The 21,327-nt window shown below is 65.7% G+C and carries 12 protein-coding genes and 1 pseudogene; 10 read left to right on the top strand and 3 right to left on the bottom strand.

All coding sequences use genetic code 11. The features are described from left to right. Positions 1 to 45: 45 nt before the first annotated feature. Positions 46 to 1,398 (bottom strand): MFS transporter, encoded by a 1,353-nt coding sequence (locus ASD15_RS22995; RefSeq protein WP_057157373.1) that lies wholly within the window; start codon positions 1,396 to 1,398, stop codon positions 46 to 48. Positions 1,399 to 1,583: 185 nt separating this feature from the next. Between ASD15_RS22995 and ASD15_RS22990 the strand changes: the two genes are divergently transcribed. The 8 genes from ASD15_RS22990 (at position 1,584) to ASD15_RS22955 (ending at position 13,038) form a co-directional block, all read left to right on the top strand. Beyond that, positions 1,584 to 3,992: a TIM-barrel domain-containing protein gene (locus ASD15_RS22990; RefSeq protein ID WP_057157372.1), complete on the top strand. Its 2,409-nt coding sequence runs from the start codon at positions 1,584 to 1,586 to the stop codon at positions 3,990 to 3,992. 138 nt (positions 3,993 to 4,130) lie between these two features. Beyond that, on the top strand, positions 4,131 to 5,960 hold the full coding sequence (locus ASD15_RS22985) for a monovalent cation:proton antiporter-2 (CPA2) family protein (RefSeq protein ID WP_082552092.1): 1,830 nt from the start codon (positions 4,131 to 4,133) through the stop codon (positions 5,958 to 5,960). Between the two features lie 99 nt (positions 5,961 to 6,059). Then, entirely contained in the window at positions 6,060 to 6,464 is a 405-nt protein-coding gene (locus ASD15_RS22980; protein ID WP_057157370.1) for a GFA family protein, read from the top strand. 130 nt (positions 6,465 to 6,594) lie between these two features. Further along, positions 6,595 to 8,769 (top strand): TonB-dependent siderophore receptor, encoded by a 2,175-nt coding sequence (locus ASD15_RS22975; RefSeq protein ID WP_229418311.1) that lies wholly within the window; start codon positions 6,595 to 6,597, stop codon positions 8,767 to 8,769. A 4-nt stretch (positions 8,770 to 8,773) separates the two neighbouring features. Next, a complete protein-coding gene (locus ASD15_RS22970; protein WP_057157369.1) occupies positions 8,774 to 9,082 on the top strand; it encodes a DUF3649 domain-containing protein in 309 nt (102 codons plus the stop codon). Positions 9,083 to 9,090: 8 nt separating this feature from the next. Next, positions 9,091 to 10,812, top strand: a complete 1,722-nt coding sequence (locus ASD15_RS22965; RefSeq protein WP_082552091.1) for a PepSY domain-containing protein — start codon at positions 9,091 to 9,093, stop codon at positions 10,810 to 10,812. After that, on the top strand, positions 10,809 to 11,162 hold the full coding sequence (locus ASD15_RS22960; protein ID WP_057157368.1) for a DUF3325 domain-containing protein: 354 nt from the start codon (positions 10,809 to 10,811) through the stop codon (positions 11,160 to 11,162). Before ASD15_RS22965 ends, ASD15_RS22960 begins: the two co-directional genes overlap by 4 nt. 28 nt (positions 11,163 to 11,190) lie before the next feature. Then, positions 11,191 to 13,038, top strand: coding sequence for a M2 family metallopeptidase (locus ASD15_RS22955; RefSeq protein ID WP_229418310.1), 1,848 nt, complete (start codon positions 11,191 to 11,193; stop codon positions 13,036 to 13,038). Between the two features lie 104 nt (positions 13,039 to 13,142). Here the strand turns inward: ASD15_RS22955 and ASD15_RS22950 are convergent, their stop codons facing one another. Together ASD15_RS22950 and ASD15_RS22945 are read right to left on the bottom strand one after the other, a co-directional pair. Then, entirely contained in the window at positions 13,143 to 15,869 is a 2,727-nt protein-coding gene (locus ASD15_RS22950) for a TonB-dependent receptor (RefSeq protein ID WP_057157367.1), read from the bottom strand. Positions 15,870 to 16,141: 272 nt separating this feature from the next. Next, the gene (locus ASD15_RS22945; protein WP_082552090.1) at positions 16,142 to 17,113 is read right to left on the bottom strand and encodes an alpha/beta hydrolase; all 972 of its coding nucleotides are present in this window, start codon (positions 17,111 to 17,113) and stop codon (positions 16,142 to 16,144) included. A 122-nt stretch (positions 17,114 to 17,235) separates the two neighbouring features. On the opposite strand from ASD15_RS22945, the gene ASD15_RS22940 reads away from it, so the two are divergent. Together ASD15_RS22940 and ASD15_RS22935 are read left to right on the top strand one after the other, a co-directional pair. Further along, entirely contained in the window at positions 17,236 to 19,878 is a 2,643-nt protein-coding gene (locus ASD15_RS22940) for an alpha-amylase family glycosyl hydrolase (protein WP_082552089.1), read from the top strand. Between the two features lie 413 nt (positions 19,879 to 20,291). Then, positions 20,292 to 21,216, top strand: a pseudogene (locus tag ASD15_RS22935) (IS5 family transposase). The last annotated feature ends 111 nt before the right edge of the window (positions 21,217 to 21,327 follow it).

Genomic DNA, 21,327 nt, shown 5'->3' with positions numbered 1-21,327 from the left:
GCGTTTGGCGGCAAAACGGCGCGCGGCTGGCCATTGGGATGTCCCTCAGGATGGCTGTTTCAGCGCGCCATCCTGCGCGGCGGCGCGCCTGGCGCCGTGTTCGTGCACGAACAGCGTGAGCAGGCCGGCCAGCGCCATGCAGGCGCCGCCCAGCGCCACCGTGCTGACCGTGTGGCCGCCGAAGAAGTGCTTGGTGACGAAGCCCAGCAGCAGCCCGCTGACGATTTGCGGAATCACGATGAAGAAGTTGAACACGCCCATGTAGAAGCCCATGCGCTTGGCAGGCAGCGCGCCGGCCAGGATGGCGTATGGCATGGTGAGGATGCTGGCCCACGCAATGCCCACGCCTATCATCGGCAGCATCAGCAGGTTCAGGTTATGGATGAACATGATGCTCATCAGGCTGGCGCCGCCGATCAGCAGGCACACCATGTGCACGAACTTGCGGCTGGTGGCGCGGGCGAAGATGGGCAGGATAAACGCGGCCAGCGCGGACACGCCGTTGTACACCGCGAACATGATGCCGACCCAGTTGCCCGCTTCCTGGAATGAGGCCGATTGCGCGTCGGCAGTGCCGAACACGTTGTCGGCCACCGCGTTGGTGGTGTAGATCCACATGGCGAACAGCGCCACCCAGGTGAAGAACTGCACGAAGGCCAGCTGCACCATGGTTTTCGGCATGCTCGCGAAGCCGCCCAGGATTTCAATGATGGCGTGGCTCAGGCCGGGCTTGCTCTCGGCGCGGAACGCTTCCAGGTTCTCGGGCGGGATCTCGTCGGCCGTGAGCACGGTCCACATCACGGCCAGGAAGTAGGCGGCGCCGCCGGCATAGAAGGAGTAGCGCACGCTGTCCGGGATGGCGCCGCCGACCGGCACATTGCTCACGCCCAGCACGTCGGCGAACAGGTAAGGCAGCAGCGAGGCGATCACCGCGCCGCAGCCGATGAAGAAAGTCTGCATCGCGAAGCCGGTGGTCTGCTGCGAGGCATCGAGCTTGTCGCCGACGAAGGCGCGGAACGGTTCCATGGACACGTTGATGGCCGCATCCATCAGCCACAGGATGGCGATGGCCATCCACAGCGCGCTGGAGTTCGGCATCAGGAACAGCGCCAGCGAGGCCAGCACGGCGCCGACGAAGAAGAAGGGGCGGCGGCGGCCCCAGCGCGGGTGCCAGGTGTTGTCGCTCAGGTAGCCGATAATCGGCTGCACCAGCAGGCCGGTGACCGGTGCGGCCAGCCAGAACAGCGGCAGGTCGTCGGCGCTGGCGCCCAGGGTGGAGAAGATGCGGCTGGTGTTGGTGTTCTGCAGCGCAAAGCCGAACTGGATGCCGAAGAAGCCGAAGCTCATGTTCCAGAGCTGCCAGAAACTCAGCCTGGGCTTGATGGATGGTGATTGCATACCTGCCTGTCCCCGATTTTTTGGTCCTGGCTGGATGCCGGACGGAGTGTGTAGTACCGATTTGTAGTAAAGTAACACGGTGACAATGCCGTGTCAATCCGCTTCACCCATAGTAGAATTAGCGGGTTAGCCTGCTTTCCGCCCACCAGAGACACCCGTTTTGTAGTCAAATAACAGAAAACGACATGACCACATCTACCCTGAGCAAGATCGCCCTCCTGCTACTGGCCAGCCCCCTCGCGCTGGCCCAGAACGCCGACCGCAAACTACACAGCGCCAGGCTGAACGGCAACCAGCTGGAGATTACTACCAGCGACGGCAAATACCTCATCAAACCGTACTCGCCGCGTATCGTGGAAACCACATTCGTGCCGCAGGGCGAGGCGTTCGACCCGGCCTCGCATGCGGTGGTGCTGGCGCCCGGCAAGGACAGCGCCACGCTGAAGGATGCCGACGGCAAGCTGGACTACGCCGTGGCGGGCGGCATCGGCGTGACGGTGACCAAGGCGCCGTTCCGCATCGCCTATGCCTACAAGGGCAAGCCGCTGGTGATGGAAAAGCGCGGCTATGCGAAAAAGGACGGCGCCGAAGTGATCGACTTCGAGCTGGACAAGGACGAAGCCCTGTACGGCGCCGGCGCACGCGCGGTGGGCATGAACCGGCGCGGCAACCGCTTCACCTTGTATAACAAGGCGCACTACGGCTACGACGAGCGCTCGGAACTGCTGAACTTCACGCTGCCGGTGGCCATGTCGTCCAAAATGTACGCGCTCCACTTCGACAACGCCGCCATCGGCCACCTGGACTTCGACAGCAAGAAGGACAACACGCTGGCCTACGAGACCATCCGCGGCCGGAAAACCTACCAGGTGATCGCCGGCGACAGCTGGGAAGACGTGGTGGGCGGCTACACCAGCCTGACCGGCCGCCAGCCGCTGCCGCCGCGCTGGGCCTTCGGCAATTTCGCCAGCCGCTTCGGCTATCACACCGAGCAGGAAGCGCGCGACGTGGTGAAGAAGTTCGCCGACGAGCAGATCCCGCTGGACGCGATCGTGTTCGACCTGTACTGGTTCGGCAAGGACATCAAGGGCACCATGGGCAACCTGGCCTTCGACAAGGACAACTTCCCCACGCCGAAGAAGATGGTGTCGGACTTCGCAGCGCAGGGCGTGAAGACGGTGCTGATCACCGAGCCCTTCGTGCTGACCACTTCCAGCAAGTGGCAGGACGCCGTCAACAGCAAGGCGCTGGCCACCGATGCGTCCGGCGCGCCCGCGCGCTATGACTTCTACTTCGGCAACACAGGCTTGATCGACCTGTACAGCAAGGAAGGCAAGGACTGGTTCTGGAATATCTACAAGGGCTTGCGCAACGACTACGGCGTGGCCGGCTGGTGGGGCGACCTGGGCGAGCCGGAAGTGCACCCGTCCACCGTGCGCCATGCCACCGGCACCGCCGACCAGGTGCACAACACCTACGGCCATGACTGGGCGCGCCTGATCGCCGACGGCTACCAGAAGGACTTCCCGCACGAGCGCCCCTTCATCCTGATGCGCGCCGGCTACTCCGGTTCGCAGCGATTCGGCCTGATTCCCTGGTCGGGCGACGTGAACCGCAGCTGGGGCGGACTGAAGGCGCAGCCCGAGATCGCCGTGCAAATGGGCATGCAGGGCCTGGGCTATATGCACTCGGACCTGGGCGGCTTCGCCAATGCCTACCTGGACGACGAACTGTACACCCGCTGGCTGCAGTACGGCGTGTTCCAGCCGGTGTTCCGTCCGCACGCGCAGCAGGAGGTGCCGTCCGAGCCGGTGTTCCGCGAGGCTGCCACCAAGGCGCTGGCGCGCGAGGCTATCCGCCTGCGCTACAGCATGCTGCCTTATAACTACACGCTGGGCTTCGACAACAGCCAGCAAGGCCTGCCGCTGATGCGCCCGATGCTGTACGAGGAACCGCAGAACGAAGCGGTGCGCAACCTGGTGTCGTCCTACCTGTGGGGGCGCGAGTTCGTGGTGGCGCCGATCACCGAGCCGGGCGCGCGCCGCAAGGAAGTCTACCTGCCAGCCACCAGTCCGGCGTGGTTCGACTTCAACAGCGGCCGCCGCTACGCGGGCGGCATCACGGCCGTGGTGCCGGTGGCGATCGACCATATCCCGGTGTTCGTGCGCGCAGGGGCCTTCATCCCGATGGTGGCGCCGGTGCAGAGCACGCGCGACTACAGCACGCGCAAGCTGGAACTGCACTACTACCACGACGCGGCGGTGCCGTCGGGCAGCGGCAAACTGTACGACGACGACGGTGCGACGCCGGACGCCTACGCCAAGGACAAGTACGAGATCGTGCGCTTCGCCAGCGCGCTCAGCGGCAGCGGCAAGCGGCTGCTCATCACGCTGGACTCGGAAGTGGGCAAGCAGTACCAGCGCCCGGAACGCAGCGTGGCGCTGACGGTGCACAACGTGGCCGCCAGGCCGGCCGGCGTGACGCTGGAGGGCAAGCCTGCCAAGTTCGGCTGGGACGCCAAGCGCCAGCTGCTGACCGTGCAGCTGCCGGCCAGCGCACGTGCCGCCAGCACGGTCGCGATCTCGCTGCGCTAAGCTGCGGCGGGCTACGCGGGACTCGCCCCGCCAGCCCGCCGGATTGCACCGCGATGGGCAACTGCTTCCCTCCCATGAGCAATTGTCAAACCGCCCACGCCACCGCATACTGCGTCCTTACACAATAAAGGATATGCGATGGAAGGCTCCAATCTCCTCTTGATGGCACTGGTCTACCTCACCGCCGGCGTGCTGGCGGTGCCGGTGGCGCAGCGGCTCGGCCTTGGCTCGGTGCTCGGCTACCTGGTGGCCGGCCTGCTGATCGGCCCCTCCGCGCTGGCCTTCGTCCATGATCCCGCCGAAGTGATGCACTTCGCCGAATTCGGCGTGGTCATCATGCTGTTCCTGATCGGCCTGGAGGTGCAGCCTTCCCTGCTGTGGCATATGCGCACCGCCTTCTTCGGCCTGGGCGGCCTGCAGGTACTGCTCAGCGGCCTGGCGCTGGCCGCCATCGGCCTGGCCTTCGGCATGAACTGGCAGGCCGCCGTGGCGCTGGGCTTCATCCTGTCGCTCTCCTCCACCGCCGTGGTGCTGCAGTCGCTGGAGGAAAAGGGGCTGCGCAAGACGCCCACAGGCGACGCCGCGCAAGGCATCCTGCTGTTCCAGGACGTGGCCACTATCCCCATGATCGCCGCGCTGCCGCTGCTGGCCGACGACCGGGTGGGCAGCGCCGCCGAAAGCGGCCTGCTGAAAGGCTATCCGGCCTGGGTGCACGCCGCCGCCGTCATCGGCGCGGTGGTCATCGTGATCGTGGTCGGGCGCTTCCTGATGCGGCCGGCGCTGCGCTACATTGCCAAGATCCGCTCGCGCGAAGTCTTCACCGCCGCCGCGCTGCTGCTGGTGGTGGGCGTGTCGCTGCTGATGCAGGCCGTCGGCCTGTCGGCCGCGCTGGGCGCCTTCCTGGCCGGCGTGGTGCTGGCCGACAGCGAATTCCGGCGCGAGCTGGAAGGCGACATCGAACCGTTCCGCGGCCTGCTGCTTGGCCTGTTCTTCATGTCGGTGGGCGCCAGCGTCAACCTGGCGCTGGCGGTGCAGCAAATCGGCCTGCTGGCAGCCATGGTGTTCGGCCTGATGGCGGTGAAAACCATTGTTGTCTACGGCGTCATGCGCGCCTTCGGCATGCCGGCGCGCACGGCGGTGCAAACCGGCGCGGCGCTCAGCCAGGGCAGCGAGTTCGCCTTCGTGCTGCTGGGCCTGGCCTCCACTTCCGGCGTGATCGCGGCCGACATCTCGGCGCTGACGGTGGCCGCCGTGGCCATCTCGATGGCGCTCACGCCCTTCGCGCTGATCCTGTACGACCGCATTGCCGGCCCGGGCTTCTCCAGCAAGCCGGAACCGGAGGCCGGCGCACTGGAGCACGAGCCGGACGTGATCGTGGCCGGCTTCGGCCGCTTCGGCCAGATCGCCGCGCGCCTGCTGATGGTGAACAAGTTCAACATCTCCACGCTGGACGCCAGCGCCGAGCAGGTGGAACTGGTGCGCCGCTTCGGCCGCCGCGTCTACTACGGCGACGCTACCCGGCTCGACCTGCTGCGCGCCGCAGGCGCGGCCCAGGCCAAGCTGCTGATCGTGGCGATCGACGACCGCGACCAGGCCGAGGCGCTGGTGGAAATCGCCAAGCAGTACTTCCCCAACCTCACCATCCTGGCGCGCGCCTACGACCGCCGCCACGCCTACCGGCTGCTGGACCGGGGCGCGCACGTGGTGGAGCGCGAAACCTTCGAGGGCGGCCTGTCCATCGGCCACAAGGCCTTGCTCGCGCTGGGCGTGAAGCCGGAGGACGCGGCCAAGGCCAGCGCCAGCTTCCGCCACCACGACGAGGAGATGATTACCGCGCTGGCCAAGGTGTGGGGCGACGACGAAAAGTACGCCGTGGCGCTGCGCGAGTCGAGCGACCGCATGAACCAGCTGCTGGCGGCAGACATGGAAGAGCGCGCCAGCGTGCCGCAGGCGCAGACCGGCGGCTAAGCCTGCGGCGCCACCGGCAAGCTGCCGTGCACCCCGCGCAACTGCGCTGCGCTACACTTCCCGCAGGCCGGATTTGGCCCGGCCATCAGGAGACTATTCATGAAAAAAACCTATACCGGCAGCTGCCACTGCGGCGCCGTGCGTTTTGAAGCCGATATCGACCTGAGCGCCGGCACCGGCAAGTGCAACTGCTCGATCTGCACCAAGGTCCGTAACTGGGGCGTCATCCTCAAGCCGGACGAGTTCCGGCTGCTGGCCGGCGAAGACGCGCTCAGCGACTATCAATTCAACACCATGAGCGGCCACCACCTGTTCTGCCGCACCTGCGGCGTGCACCCCTTCGGGCGCGGCTATGTCGAAGAGATCGGCGGCCACTACGTGGGTGTGCAGGTCGCCTGCCTGGACGACGTGACGCCGGAAGAACTGATCGCCGCGCCGGTGCACTACGCCGATGGTCGCCACGACAATTGGCAGAACCCGCCGGCCGAAACACGCCACCTGTAGTTGCCCCATAGTTGCCGCCATCCGTGAGGCTGGCTTCCCGGGCTCGCCTGTGATATAATGAGAATCATTCTCATTTAACCAGCCAGCCAACGCAGCGCGTCGCCAGCCATTCACCTTCAAGGATGGCCCGATGCCGCACCCACGTTTTCCCCTCTCGCCGCTGAGCGCCGCCGTGCGCTCGGCCCTGATGCTGGCCGCCCTCGGCGGCGCAGCACCCATCGCCCACGCCGCTCCGGCCGGCGATGCCGAAGGCGCCGCCGCTGCCGCCCCCGCCGTGATGGCGGTCGTCACCGTCGACGGCAAGAAGGAAGACGACACCTACGCCGCCCGGCGCGCCGGCGTGGGCACCAAGACCGACACCCCGCTGATCGAAACCCCGCAGTCCATCTCCGTGGTGCTGCGCGAGCGCTTCGAAGAGCAAGGCGCGCAAACGCTGCGCCAGACCGTGAACTACAGCGCCGGCCTGGTCTCCACCTATTTCGACAGCAGGGTGGACTCGATCAGCTCGCGCGGCGGCAACCCCGCCCTGCTGCAGGACGGCGTGCAGATGAACTTCGGCTCCTACAACACCACCCGCCCCGACCCGTACACGCTGGAGCGCGTGGAAGTGCTGCGCGGGCCGTCGTCCGTGCTGTACGGCCAGGGCGGTATCGGCGGCGTGGTCAACCTGGTGTCCAAGCGCCCGCTGTCCAGCAACCAGCGCGAAGTGCAAGTGCAGGTGGGCAGCAACAGCCGCAAGCAGATCTCGGCCGACATCAACCAGGTGCTGGACGACAAGGGCCAGTGGATGGCGCGCGTGGTGGCCATTGCGCGCGACAGCGACACCCAGGTCAACCATGTGGCCGACGACCGCCGCGTGTTCGCGCCTTCGCTCACCTGGTCGCCCAACGGCGACACCGAGCTGACGCTGATGGCGCTGCGCCAGGAAGACAAGAGCGGCTCGATGATAGGCTTTTTCCCATGGCAAGGCACCTTGCTGCCATCGAAATTCGGCCAGATCGACACCGGCACCTTTACCGGCGAACCGGGCTGGGACGCCTACAACACCGAGCAGACCAACCTGGGCTACATCCTCAGCCACCGCTTCCGGAACGGCATCAAGCTGCGCCAGACGGTGCGCAAATCGAACAGCGAAGTGGACTACCGCAGCGCCTACACCAGCTTCACCGCCGTACCCGCCACCGGCCGCCCGGCGCGCCCGGTGTTCAACGCCGACCAGCGCACCATCAACCGCGACCTGATCCAGCAGTTCAATGAACTGGACACGCTGCTGGCCGACACCCAGCTGGAAGCGAAGTTCGCCACCGGCGCCATCGAACACACCGTGCTGGCCGGCTTCGACCTGCAGCGCGTGGAAACGCGCCAGGCGCGCGGCACCGGCAGCGCCGCCCCGCTGGACGTGTACGCGCCGGTGTACGGCAACTACAAGGCGCCCGCTGCGCTGGCCCACTTGCCCACCACCAAGCTGCACCAGAAGGGCCTGTACCTGCAGGACCAGATCAAGTTCACGCCCAACTGGAGCGCGCTGGCCGGCCTGCGCCGCGACGCCGCCGAGAATGACATCGAAGGCCGCGCCGCCAGCCGCACCGACGACCAGGCCACCACCAAGCGCTTCGGCCTGCTGTATCTGTCGGAACAGGGCTGGGCGCCGTACGTCAGCTATTCCGAGTCCTTCCTGCCGCTGGGCGGCGTGGACCTGAACGGCAAGGCCTTCGCGCCGCAGCGCGGCAAGCAATGGGAAGCCGGCGTGAAGTGGCAGCCGCAGGGCGGCGACTTCAACACCACCCTGGCCGTATACGACCTGCGCGACACCAACCGCAAAACCACCGACCCGGCCAACCCGCTGAACAGCATCCAGATCGGTGAAGTGCAGGTGCAGGGCCTGGAACTGGAAAGCGGCGGCAGCCTGGGACGCGATTGGAGCTGGACCGCCGGCTACGCCTACACCGACGCCAAGGTGGCGCGCAGCAACGGCGCCGACAACGGCAAGCGCCTGAGCGGCGTCCCCGAGCACAACGCGTCGGCCTGGCTGACGCACCGCTTCGCCGTGGCCGGCAAGACCGGCTTCAGCGCCGGTGCCGGCGTGCGCTACCTGTCCTCCTCGTGGGACGGCCTGGACGCGCTGGAAACGCCCGGCATCACGCTGCTCGACGCCATGCTGTCCTACAGCAGCGGACCGTGGCGCTTCGCCTTCAACCTCACCAACCTGGCCGACAAGGTGCAGATCTCGACCTGCCTGGCGCGCGGCGACTGCTTCTACGGCCAGCGCCGCAGCGCAGCGCTGACGGCCCGCTACGCCTGGTAAGCCCATGCGCGTGCCTACTCTCTCCGCGCCGCTGGCCTACCGGCTCGGCGTCGGCGCGCGCGCCGTGGCCGCCATCATCGGCGGCTACCTGCTGGCGGCTGCGGCGGCCGCGTTTCTGGCGCTGCTGCTGCCGCTGCCGCCGCTGTCCGGACTGAGCCGCGCCGACGCCGTCATGGCCGCCACGCTGTTCTCATTTACCGTTTACGCCTGCGCCGTGCTGTGGGCATTCGCCGCCCGCAGCGCTGCGCGCGCCTGGCTGGGCCTGCTGCTGCCGGCAGCCGTGCTGGCCGGCGCTGCCAACTTCCTCTGCTGAGGTTCCCGATGAAAGAAAGCTTCCGCCAATCGATGGCATGGCTGCACACCTGGTCCGGCCTGCTGGTGTGCTGGATACTATTCCTGGTCTTCACCGCCGGCACCGCCAGTTACTTCCGCGACGAGATCAGCCTGTGGATGAAGCCCGAGCTGCACGCGGTCCAGGTACGCGGCGTGGCGGCGGCCACCGCCGCCGAGGTGGCGGTGCGCGCGCTGCAGGAACGGGCGCCCGAGGCCAAGCGCTGGTTCATCACCCTGCCCACCGACCGCACCCCTGCCGTGCGCATCGCCTACACCGATCCGGACAGCAGCAAGCGGCGCCTGAAATCGGCGCTGATCGATCCGGCCAGCGGCATGGAGCTGAAGGACCCGCGCGAGACGCGCGGCGGCGAATTCATCTACCGCCTGCATTTCGACCTGCACTACATGCCCGCCATCTGGGCGCGCTGGATCGTCGGCTTCTGCGCCATGTTCATGCTGGTGTCGATACTCAGCGGCGTCATCACGCACAAGCGCATCTTCAAGGACTTCTTCACCTTCCGGGGCAACAAGGGGCAGCGCTCCTGGCTCGACGCGCACAACGCCACCGCCGTGCTGGCCCTGCCCTATCACCTGATGATCACCTACACCGGCCTGGTGACGCTGATGTTCCTGTACATGCCGGCCGCCACGCAAGCCGCATACAAGGGCGACCGCGAGGCCATGACCGCCGAAGTGTTCCCGAGCGCGGGCAAGCCGGTCAAGCCGGCCGGCGTGCAAGCGCCGCTGGCGGCCATCCGTCCCATCGTCGAGCAGGCCGAGAGCCACTGGGGCGGACGCGCGGCGGGCGGCATCAGCGTGACCAGCCCGAACGACGCCAACGCCCGCATCTCGGTAACGCGCGCGGCGGGACGCGAGCTGTCAAGCAAGCAGCCGGCGATGCAGTTCGACGGCGCCAGCGGCGCGCTGCTGGCGCAGGCCGGCGACGACCCGAGCGGCGCGGCCGCCACGCACGGCGTGATGTACGGCCTGCACATTGCGCGCTTTGCCGGACCGCTGCTGCGCGCCTTCTTCTTTATCTCCGGCCTGGCGGGATGCGCCATGGTGGCCACCGGGGCGCTGCTGTGGGCCGTCAAGAGCCGCCAGCGGCAAGCCAAGACGCTCAAGGCAGGCGGCAAGGTGGGCTTCGGCACGCGGCTGGTGGAGGCGCTCAACCTGGGCGCCATCGCCGGCCTGCCGATCGCCTACGGCGTCTACTTCTGGGCTAACCGGCTGGTGCCGGTGGGCCTGGAGAAGCGCCCGGAAACCGAGATCGCGTGGTTCTTCGCGGCGTGGGGCGCGGCCATGGTGCTGGCCCAGATCCGGCCGGACCGCCTGATGTGGCGCCTGCAGCTGGGCGCCGGCGCGCTGCTGCTGATGGGCATCCCGGTGCTGAACGTGTTCACCACCAGCTCGCACCTGGGCGTGACCATGCTGCAAAGCCGCGGCCCGGTTGCCGTGGCGGGATTCGACCTGACCGTGTTTGCCCTCGGCCTGCTGCTGGCCTGCGCGGCCCACCGCCTGGGCCGCAGCGCCGACAAGGCGGTGCCGGCAGCCAAGGCCGGCGGCGGCAGCCCTGCCCGCGCCGCCGCCCTGGCCCCGGCGCCATTGGCGGCCGAGGCAGCAGCACCGGCAACAGCAACGCCGGCCGCCGCTGGCTCGACGCACACCGCCGGTGCGCGCGAGGCGGCGCCAATCCCGGAGCCGACATGACCACCCTCTACCTGTTCGCGCTGTTCACGCTCAGCTACGGCGGCATGTTCGCACTGAGCATGGCGATGGACCGCCACTACGCCGAGCTGCGCGGACGCGGCGCCGAACCGCCTCCCGCGCTGCGCCGGCGTTGGCAGCTGGGCGGCGCGGCCGCGCTGGCGCTGGCCCTGGCCGCGTCGGCGCACGCGCTGGGCGGCGCGCACGGCTTCCTGATGTGGCTGGGCGCACTGACCGGCGCCTGCCTGCTGCTGGTGCTGCTGCTGTCCTACGCCCTGCGCCTGGCCGTCCTGCTCGGCGTGGCGGCCTACGCCTGTGGATCTGTCGCCTACCTTCTGGCCGGTGTATATTAGCCAACTCACCAACCCGAAGGAGACTGCAGTGTCACAACCGCTGTATATGAAAGCCATCCCCGCCGCCGCGATGCTGGCCGCTTGCGCGTTCCAGCCCGCCCACGCAGAGGGAGCCAAGGCGCCTGCCAAAAGCGCGCCGGGCAAGCCTACCGTCGCCGAAGCCGAACGCTTCCTGAACGACACTGAAAGCAAGCTGGAAAAACTGAACCTGGACAGCGCCCGCGCACAATGGGTGGCGCAGAATTTCATCACCGACGACACCGAAGCGCTGGCCACCTATTTCGGCGAGCGCCAGCTGAGCGCCTCCGGCGAAGCCGCCCTGGGCGCGCGCCGCTACAACGGCCTCAAGCTCAAGGAAGACTACGCGCGCAAGCTCAAGCTGCTGCAGCTGACGCTGATGCTGTCCGACCCGAAGGAGCGCGAAGCCTACGCCGCCAAGAACGCCGCGCTAAACGGCGCCTACGGCAAGGCCAAGTACTGCCCCACCGGCGGCCAGGAATGCCTGCCGCTGGGCGAACTGGAAAAAACGCTGGCCACCAGCCGCGATCCGGCCAAGCTGAAGGAAACCTGGCTCGGCTGGCATGCGCAGTCGCCGTCGTACAAGCAGATGTATGTCGACTATGTGGCCCTGTCCAACAAGGGCGCGCGCGAAATGGGCTTCGCCGACACCGGCGCCCTGTGGCGTTCGCAGTACGACATGCCACCCGAAGCGTTCTCGGCCGAGATGGAACGCATGTGGCAGCAGGTCAAGCCGCTGTACGACGCGCTGCACACCTACACCCGCTACAAGCTGCGCGCCGCCTACGGTCCGGACGTGGTGCCGGCCAGCGGCCCGATCCCGGCCCACCTGTTCGGCAATATGTGGAGCCAGAGCTGGGAGAACATCTACCCGCTGCTGAAACCGGCCAGCAACGCCAGCAGTTTTGATCTGACCAAGGTGCTGGAAGAGCGCAAGACCGACGCCAAGCAGATGACGCAGTACGCCGAGCGCTTTTACACCTCGCTCGGCATGCAGAAGCTGCCCGAGTCGTTCTGGCAGCGCTCCCTGCTGACCAAGCCGCGCGACCGCGAAGTGGTGTGCCACGCGTCCGCCTGGACCATGGACGGCAAGGAAGACGTGCGCATCAAGATGTGCATCCGCCCGACGGACGAAGAGTTCAAGGTGATCCACCACGAGCTGGGCCACATCTACTACGACCTGGCCTACAACAAGCAGTCCTTCCTGTTCCAGGGCGGCGCCAACGACGGCTTCCACGAAGCCATCGGCGACACCGTGGCGCTGTCGATCACGCCGGACTACCTGAAGAAGATCGGCCTGATGAACCAGGAGCCGGAAGCGGACGCCGACATCGGCGAACTGCTGCAGCGCGCGCTGGCCAAGGTGGCCTTCCTGCCGTTCGCCTATTCGGTCGACAAGTGGCGCTGGGACGTGTACGCCGGCAAGACCAAGCCGGCCGACTTCGACAAGACCTGGTGGCAGCTGCGCGAGCAGTACATGGGCGTGAGCCGTCCGGCGCCGCTGGCGGCCGACGGCTTCGACGCCGGCGCCAAGTACCACGTGGCGGCCGACGTGCCGTACGCGCGCTACTTCCTGGCTCACATGCTGCAGTTCCAGTTCCACCGCGCGCTGTGCCGCGAAGCCGGCTATACCGGCCCGCTGCACCGCTGCTCGGTGTACGGCAACGAGAAAGCCGGCGCCAAGCTGCAGCAGATGCTGGCCATGGGCGCGAGCAAGCCATGGCCTGAAGCGCTGAAAGCCGTGTCCGGCGAAGAGCGCATCGACGGCTCCGCGCTGATCGACTACTTCGCCCCGCTCAAGACCTGGCTCGACGAGCAGAACCGCCAGCTGGCCGCCGCCGAAGCCGCGAAGAAGTAAGCGCCGCAGACGGCGGGTTACGCGCCAACCCGCCAATTCGCGCCGCAAAACAAAAGCCCGCCATGCTTGCGCCTGGCGGGCTTTTTCACGTCAGCCGAACCGGTTTAGAACTTGTAGTTCGCGCCCAGCAGCAGGGTGCGGCCGTATTTCTGGTACTCCAGTTGCTGGTTGCGGTTGCCGTTGTAGGTTTCGTAGGCGGCGTTGCGCAGGTTGTTCACCTGGGCGACCAGGCCTACGCCCTTCAGCGGACCGTTCTGGAACGAGTAGCCGATCTGGAAGTCGATGATGTTCTCACCCACCACGTAGCGCAGCGAACGCTCCGCCGCGAAGTTGCCGATCTCGCCCACGAAGTCCGAACGCTTGCGCTGCGAGATGCGGGTCTCGAAGCCGTTCTTCTCGTAATAGAAGGTCAGGTTGGTGGTGTGCTTCGACAGGCCCGGCAGCGGGATGTTCTTGCCGATGCTGCCGCTTGGATCTTCGATCGCAATGCTGCTGTCGGTGTAGGTGTGGCTGGCTACCACACCGAAGCCGTCCAGCATCGGGCTGACCATGTTCAGCGGCAGGGAACCGGACAGCTCCAGGCCCTTCATGCCGCCACCGTTGCCGTTATACGGCGCGGTGTAGTCGCCGATAGGCGTGTTGGCCTTGGTGCCTGGAATGTACTTCGAGAAATCGTAGCTCTTGGTCTGCGTGAAGATGTAGGTGTCCAGCTTCTTGTAGAACGCCGCGGCAGCCAGGTAGGCCTTCTTGCCGAAGTATTTTTCATACGAGATGTCGAAGGCCTTGGCGCGCCATGGGTCCAGCTGCGCGTTGCCGCCGCTGGCGCCCGGCTTGAAGGTCACGTCGCTCACGCCGAAGTCCAGCGCGGAGCGCAGCTGGTCCACGCGCGGACGGGCGATCTGCTTGGCCACCGCCATGCGCACGGTGTTCTCGCCGGCGAACGCAAACGCCAGGTTCATGCTAGGCAGGTAGTCGGTGTAGTTCTTGCCGTCGTGGACAGGCTTGACTTGCTGGCCGGCCGGCGCGGTGCCGTCCCAGTAGTTCGCATTCGACGACTGCTCGGTGCGCTGCGCTTGCACGCCCACGTTGCCGCGCATGGTGACGCTGCCGAAGTCATGTTCCAAGTTGGTCTTGATGAAAGCGGTGGTGATCTTCTCCGACACTTCCCAGTTCTTCGAGATCAGATAGCTCTCGCTGGCGTTCGGCGCGAAGGTCATGTACTTCTGCACCACGGCAGGCACGTTCCACGAAGGGATGGTGCCCACGCCGGCGAAGCCCAGGCCGACCGGCGCGTACAGCAGGTCGCTCGAGATCGTGGTCGGGTTGCCCTTCAGGTTGATGTTGCCTTCCGGCTGGGTCTTGGCCTTCTGGCGGTCGCTGTAGTTGCCGCCCACTTCAAAGCTCGACACCCACGATTCCACCGCTGCCGGCGCGTCGAACTTGGCCGACAGCTTGAAGCTCTTCAGCGTGTCTTCCACTTTCGGGGTCTTGCCGTAGCCGGAGCCGTAGATGGTGCCCTTCACGTACAGCTGCGAAGCGTCGCTGTAGTTGCGGGTTGGCGCCATCTGCGGGAAGTCGCCGCTGCGGAACTGCAGGGCCACGTTGTCCAGGTACTGCACCGAGTTGACCGCGCCCAGCTGCAGATTGTTTTCCAGGCTTACTTCGTCGCGCTTGGCGTTCGAGTAGCTGGCGTCCGCCACCAGGGTCACGCCGTCCAGGCGCACTTCATTGTTCCAGCCGACTGCGCGGATATCATCCTTGCGCTGGTCGTACATGCCGCGCACCAGCGGGTACACATTGTTGGCCACCGAGCTGCCCATGGCGTTGCCGTTGTTGGTGACGTTGGTAAACACCAGGCCGGGATTCAGGCCGCCGTTGTAGCCGCTCAGGTTTACTTCGAACTGGTTGGCGGTGTCTTCATGCTTGAACTGGGACGCATACATGTCGATCATGCTGGTCCACTGCTTGTTCGGACGGTATTGCAGCACGCCCATCAGGCCGTCGCGGCGGTTGAAGCCGCTGCGGCCCAGCGCCTTGATGCCGTCGGTGATGGTGGTGCCGGGCGTCATGCCGGGACGCGCATCGGTTTTCCATGGCTCGTAGATGCCGGTTTCCTGCGCCAGCACTGGCGATTCCAGGTGGGCATAGCCGATGGCCACGCCCAGGGTGCGGTCCAGGAACTGGTCGATGTAGCTGAAGCTGACGCGGTTGCCCTGGTCGTTGGCATTGGAGATCTTGCCGATCGAGTTTTTCTCGCCGCGCACGTTGACGGCGATGGTGCGCTTGGCGAAGGCCAGCGGACGCACGGTCTGCAGGTCCAGCGTGCCGGACAGGCCCTGGCCGATCAGGCCCGCGTCCGGGGTTTTGTAGATGGTGACGCCGCTCAGCAGCTCGGAGGGGTACTGGTCGAACTCGACGGAGCGGTTGTCGCCGGTGGACACTTGCTCGCGGCCGTTCAGCAGCGTGGTGGAGAAGTCAGGGGACAGACCGCGCACCGAGATCACCTGGGCACGGCCGGCAACGCGCTGGGCGGCCAGGCCTGGCAGGCGGGCGATCGACTCGGCGATCGACACGTCCGGCAGCTTGCCGATGTCTTCCGCGGAAATCGCTTCAACGATGGAGGTCGCTTCTTTCTTGACCGAAATCGCGTCTTCGATACCGCGGCGGATACCGGACACGGTCACGGTGGCCATCGGTGCGGATGCTTGTTCGCCGCTGGTTTGTGCATGGGCCGAGCCGGCCAGCGCGGACACGAACAGGGCGCAGGCAGCGGCCACCGGGCTCAGTTGCAGGACTGCGCGCTGCGAGCGCTCAGATGCGAAATTCTTCATAAGGATGTCCCCTCTTTAGACAGATCAAAAGTCCCGCAGGCTGTTTATTTCGACTACACGGGAGCCAGCAATGCAAACGCTCTCAAGACGTTCTATGCGGAATTTTGTACTAAAACTAGATATCAAGTCAATTAAAGTTCATCCCGGCTACGCATTATTACGTGTTATCTCACTGGCTCCGCCTATGAAAACGCTGTCCTCGTTGTATTTCAGCTACAGAGCACGGTAGGCCGACTTGTAGTCCAACTACATAACAAGCAAGCAGACCAGTTCTATCTTGACAACAAAAAGCGCAGCGGCACCTCGACCCGCTCGCGCCACGCCACCTCGCTGTGGTCGGCGCCCGGGAACACCTGGCTGATCCAGTCCACGCCGGCGCGGTAGCCCTTGGCGCGCAGGATGCCGTCCACCTGCTGCTGGTAAGGCGCGTACAGCGCGTCCAGGGTGGCGTCGCCATGGTCGAAATACAACTTGTGGCGCCCCGCGCGCGGCAACTTGCGGGCCAGCCAGTCGAAATAGGCGGCCGCGTAGCGCACCGGGCGCGCATCCTCCTTGTCGAACAGCATGTTGAAATTGGTGGTGATGGGCCAGTGCGTTGACAGGCAGGCCGCGCCGGCAAACACCTCGGGGTAGCGCGCCAGCGCGTACAGCGAGATCAGGCCGCCCATGGACGAACCCATGATGAAGGTGTCCGCGCGTTCCGGACTGGCGCGGAAACGCGCGTCGATGGCCGGTTTCAGTTCGTCGACAATGAAGCGCAGGTATTGCTCGGACAAAGTGGGCTGGCCACCCGGCGTGGGCGGATCGCCCAGCAGCGCGGCGCGCAACTCCGGCGCCAGCGCCTCCACCGCCTGCGCCGGACCGTACTCGCGGGCCCGCTCGCGCGTGCTGGCGATGCCGACGATGATCGCCGGCCGCACCGCGCCGGCCGCCGCCAGCGCCGCCAGCCGCTTGTGCACCTCCCAGGCCTGGCCGCCCATGGCGGTGGCCGGGTCGAACAGATTCTGGCCGTCGTGCATATACAGCACCGGGTAGCGCTCGCCCTGGGGATCGTAGCCGGGCGGCAGCCACACCACGACCTTGCGCGGCGCCACCTGGGCAGAGGGAAAATCGCCCAGGGAGACAAGACTGCCGATCCCGCCAGGCGCCTGAGCCCGGCCCTCCTTCGCCCCGCCCAGCGGCGCCAAGCCCGCCAGCGCCAACCCGAACCCTGCCAGCACTACTCGCCGCCCACGTTGCACCATTCACTCCTCCTGTACCAAAACTAGATAAGAAATTCGGCCTTTTCCCTGTATTATCTGGGAAGAATCCCATCGAAACGCATAGTATGTAGCCATACTACTCAATAATAAAACGGAGACGCCCCATGAAACGCCTGATCGCCGCGGCCCTGCTGGCCGCCTGCGTCCTGCCCGCCACGGGCAAAGATTATCGCATCGACCATATGGAGCCGCCGAACTGGTGGGTGGGCATGCGCAGCAAATCCTTGCAGTTGATGGTGCACGGCAAGCAGATCGCCGACCTGGAACCCAGCATCAGCCACCCGGGCGTGCGCATCCAGAAAGTGGCGCGCGTGGCCAACCGCAACTACCTGTTCATCGACCTCGCGCTGGACGACAGCGCCCAGGCCGGCAAGTTCGAGATCCGCTTTGCCGAGACGGCCAGCAACGGCAAGGCCGGCAAGCCGGTCGCCCGCTACGGCTACCGGCTGCTGGCGCGCGAGCCCGGCTCGGCCGAGCGCCGTGGCTTCTCGGGCAAGGACGCCATCTACCAGGTGATGCCCGACCGTTTCGCCAACGGCAACCCGGCCAACGACAACAGCCCGCGCCTGGCCGAGAAAGCCGACCGCAGCAAGGGCGGCGGGCGCCACGGCGGCGACCTGCAAGGCATGGAAAACGCACTCGGCTACATCGCCGCCATGGGCTACACCATGGTCTGGCCCACGCCGCTGGTGGAAAACGACATGCCGGCCTACTCTTACCACGGCTACGCCGCCACCGACCACTACAAGGTGGACGAACGCTACGGCAGCAACGAAGACTACCGCCGCTTCAGCGCCAAGGCGCGCGGCCTGGGCATCGGCGTGATCCAGGACGTGGTGCTGAACCACATCGGCGGCAAGCACTGGTGGATGCAGGACATGCCGATGCCGGACTGGATCACCTACGGCGGCAAATACGTGCCCACCGAGCACCACCGGGTGGCCGTGGCCGACCCCTACGGCGCGGCCGAAGACAAGCGCAACTTCACGCAAGGGTGGTTCTCGCCCAATATGCCGGACATGAACCAGGCCAATCCCTACGTGGCCACCTACCTGATCCAGAACAACATCTGGTGGATCGAGTACGCCGGGCTGTCCGGACTGCGGGTGGACACCTACGGCTACTCGGACGCCGCCTTCCTCAGCGCCTGGTCGCGCGCCGTCATGACCGAGTACCCCAACCTCAACCTGGTGGGCGAAGAATGGAGCAACCAGATCCCGGTGGTGGCGCGCTGGCAGTACGGCAAGCGCAACCACGACGGCTACGCCTCCTATATGCCCGGCATGATGGACTTCCCGCTCAACGACGTGCTGCGCAAGGCGCTGGCCGGCAAGGGCGAAGGCGAGCCCAACCTGACCAATCTGTACGAGACGCTGGCGCAGGATTATCTCTATTCCCAGCCGAGCAAGCTGGTGCTGTTCGAAGGCAACCACGACATGTCGCGCCTGTTTAGCGAGCTGAAGGGCGACGACGCGCTGTTCCGCATGGCCATCGCCTACGTGCTCACCATGCCGCGCATCCCGCAGCTGTACTACGGCACCGAAATCCAGATGCCCAGCAGCACCGGCGCACGCGACGACGCCTCCTACCGCCATGACTTCCCGGGCGGCTGGGCGGGCGACCAGGTGAACGCCTTCACCGGCGCCGGGCTGACCGATCAGCAGCGTGGCGCGCAAGGGTTCATGAAAAAGCTGCTGAACTGGCGCAAGGGCGCCGGCGTGATCCACAACGGCCAGCTGATGCACTACGGCCCCGAGCAGGATACCTACGTCTACTTCCGTTACGACGGCCAGAACAAGGTGATGGTGGCGCTGAACCGCAACACCAAGCCGGTCACCCTGCAGAGCGCGCGTTTCCACGAAATGCTGAGCGGCGTGCCGGGCGGCAGGGACGTCATCAGCGGCAAGCGCTACGCGCTGGACGGCGAAGTGACGCTGCCGGCGCGCAGCGCGCTGGTGCTGGAGCTGGAAGCGGCAGCCGAAGGCATGGCGGCAGCGGTGCCGCGCGGCGAGCTGCGCATCATCGACAATTTCAGCGCGCCGCAGCTGGGAAACACGCGCGCGCTGCGCATCTACCTGCCCGCCAGCTACCGCACGCATCCCGAGCGCCGCTACCCGGTGCTCTACATGCACGACGGCCAGAACCTGTTCGACGCCAGGACCGCCGCGTACGGGGCCGAATGGGGCATCGACGAAACGGTGGACAAACTGGTCGCCGAGGGCAGGATGGCCGAGATCATCGTGGTCGGCATCGACAACAGCAAGGACCGCCTGGACGAATACACGCCCTGCTGCGACGCCCAATACGGCGGAGGCAAGCTGGCCGCCTACGAAAGCTTCCTGGTCGACACGGTCAAGCCCTATGTGGACCGGACCCTGCGCACCAAGCCGGGCAAGGAAGACACCGCGATCATGGGCTCGTCGCTGGGCGGCATCGCCTCGGTGCTGATCGCGCAGCACCGGCCGGACGTGTATTCGAAGGCTGGCGGCGTCTCCAGTTCATTCTGGTGGAACCAGCGCAACCTGATCGGCAAGCTGCCGGTCGTGCCGGTCAAATACTACCTCGACGCCGGCACCATCAACGACGGCCTGGAAGACACCGCCCTGATGCGCAGCGTGATGCTGGCGCAAGGCTGGCGCGAAGGCGACAACCTCTACTACCACGAAGCGATGGGCGGCAGCCACAACGAAAAATCCTGGGCCGCCCGCGTCGCAATCCCCCTGAGCTGGTTCTTCCCTCCCCACTAGCAGCCTGAGCCGCATCGGCCCCAATTCGGGGTCTGACCCCGAATTGGGGCCGATGCGGCTCAGGCCGGCTGAGACAAGGGCGCCGGCTTTCACGGCCGGTCGCGGAGGTGGTGCCTGGCGCGACAACGCGGATTGCTGAAGCGTCCTCGTCGGAATTCCCCTAAGGAGCCGCTGAATTATTCCTCAGCGGCTGAATCTGCGGCGATCTGAACCTGAGACAATACGACATTGTCCATCACTGCTCAGCCGATCATGCAACGAAGCTTTTCCGACCTTGAGTACGCCGCCAAGAAGAAGCTCACGCGGCGTGACCGATTCCTTTGCNGGAGCCGCTGAATTATTCCTCAGCGGCTGAATCTGCGGCGATCTGAACCTGAGACAATACGACATTGTCCATCACTGCTCAGCCGATCATGCAACGAAGCTTTTCCGACCTTGAGTACGCCGCCAAGAAGAAGCTCACGCGGCGTGACCGATTCCTGGCCGAGATTGATCAGGTGACGCCTTGGGGCAAGCTGCACAAGCTCATTGAGCCGTTTTACCCGAAAGCAGCAGGCGCCGGCCGTCCGCCGATTGGCTTGGCGCGCATGCTGCGCATGTACGTGGCCCAGCAGTGCTTCGGGCTGTCCGACGAGGGCATTGAGGACGCGATTTACGACAGCCAGGCTATCCGGGGTTTCGTCGGCATCGACCTGAATCGCGAGTCGGCGCCGGACGCGACGACCTTGCTGAAGTTTCGCCACCTGCTGGAAGCCAATGGCCTGACGCGCCAAATCTTCGACACCATCAACGGCCACTTGGCCGAGAAGGGTTTGATGATGCGCGAGGGGACCATCGTCGACGCCACCCAAGAAAGGCAACGACTGGCACTTTGGCATGAAGGCCCACATCGGCGTGGACGCCACGTCCGGCTTGGTGCACACGCTGATCGGCACGGCTGGCAACGTGGCCGACGTCACGCAAGCTCACGCGCTGCTGCACGGCGACGAGATTGCTGCGCTGGGCGATGCGGGCTACCAAGGCGTTGAAAAGCGCGACGAGAATCAAGGGAAGTCGGTGACCTGGTTCGTGGCCATGAAGCGTGCAGCGCGCAAGGCGCTGCCGAACAATAAGCTGGGGCGTCAGCGCGAAAAGCTTGAGGTCCTTAAAGCAAGTGTGCGGGCAAAAGTCGAGCATCCGTTTCATGTGCTGAAGAACCTTTTCCGTCATCGCAAAACGCGTTATCGGGGCTTGGCCAAGAACACTGCCCAGCTGTTCACGTTGTTCGCATTCGCCAACTTGGTGCTCGCTGGCCGGCGTTTTAAATTGCCCAACACCCGAGGTCCGTCCCGAGCGTGAAAATCAGTAAGAACGGCGCTGCTTTCGCCACTTTTTCACCGTATTTTTCGCTCGCTGAACTTGAATTGCCCCTACTGAGCAAGCTTTGAGCCGCTAAAAACTCAATTGTTC

Source organism: Massilia sp. Root351 (assembly GCF_001425045.1).
GTDB lineage: Bacteria > Pseudomonadota > Gammaproteobacteria > Burkholderiales > Burkholderiaceae_D > Rugamonas.
This window is presented reverse-complemented; position numbering and strand designations above follow the sequence as displayed.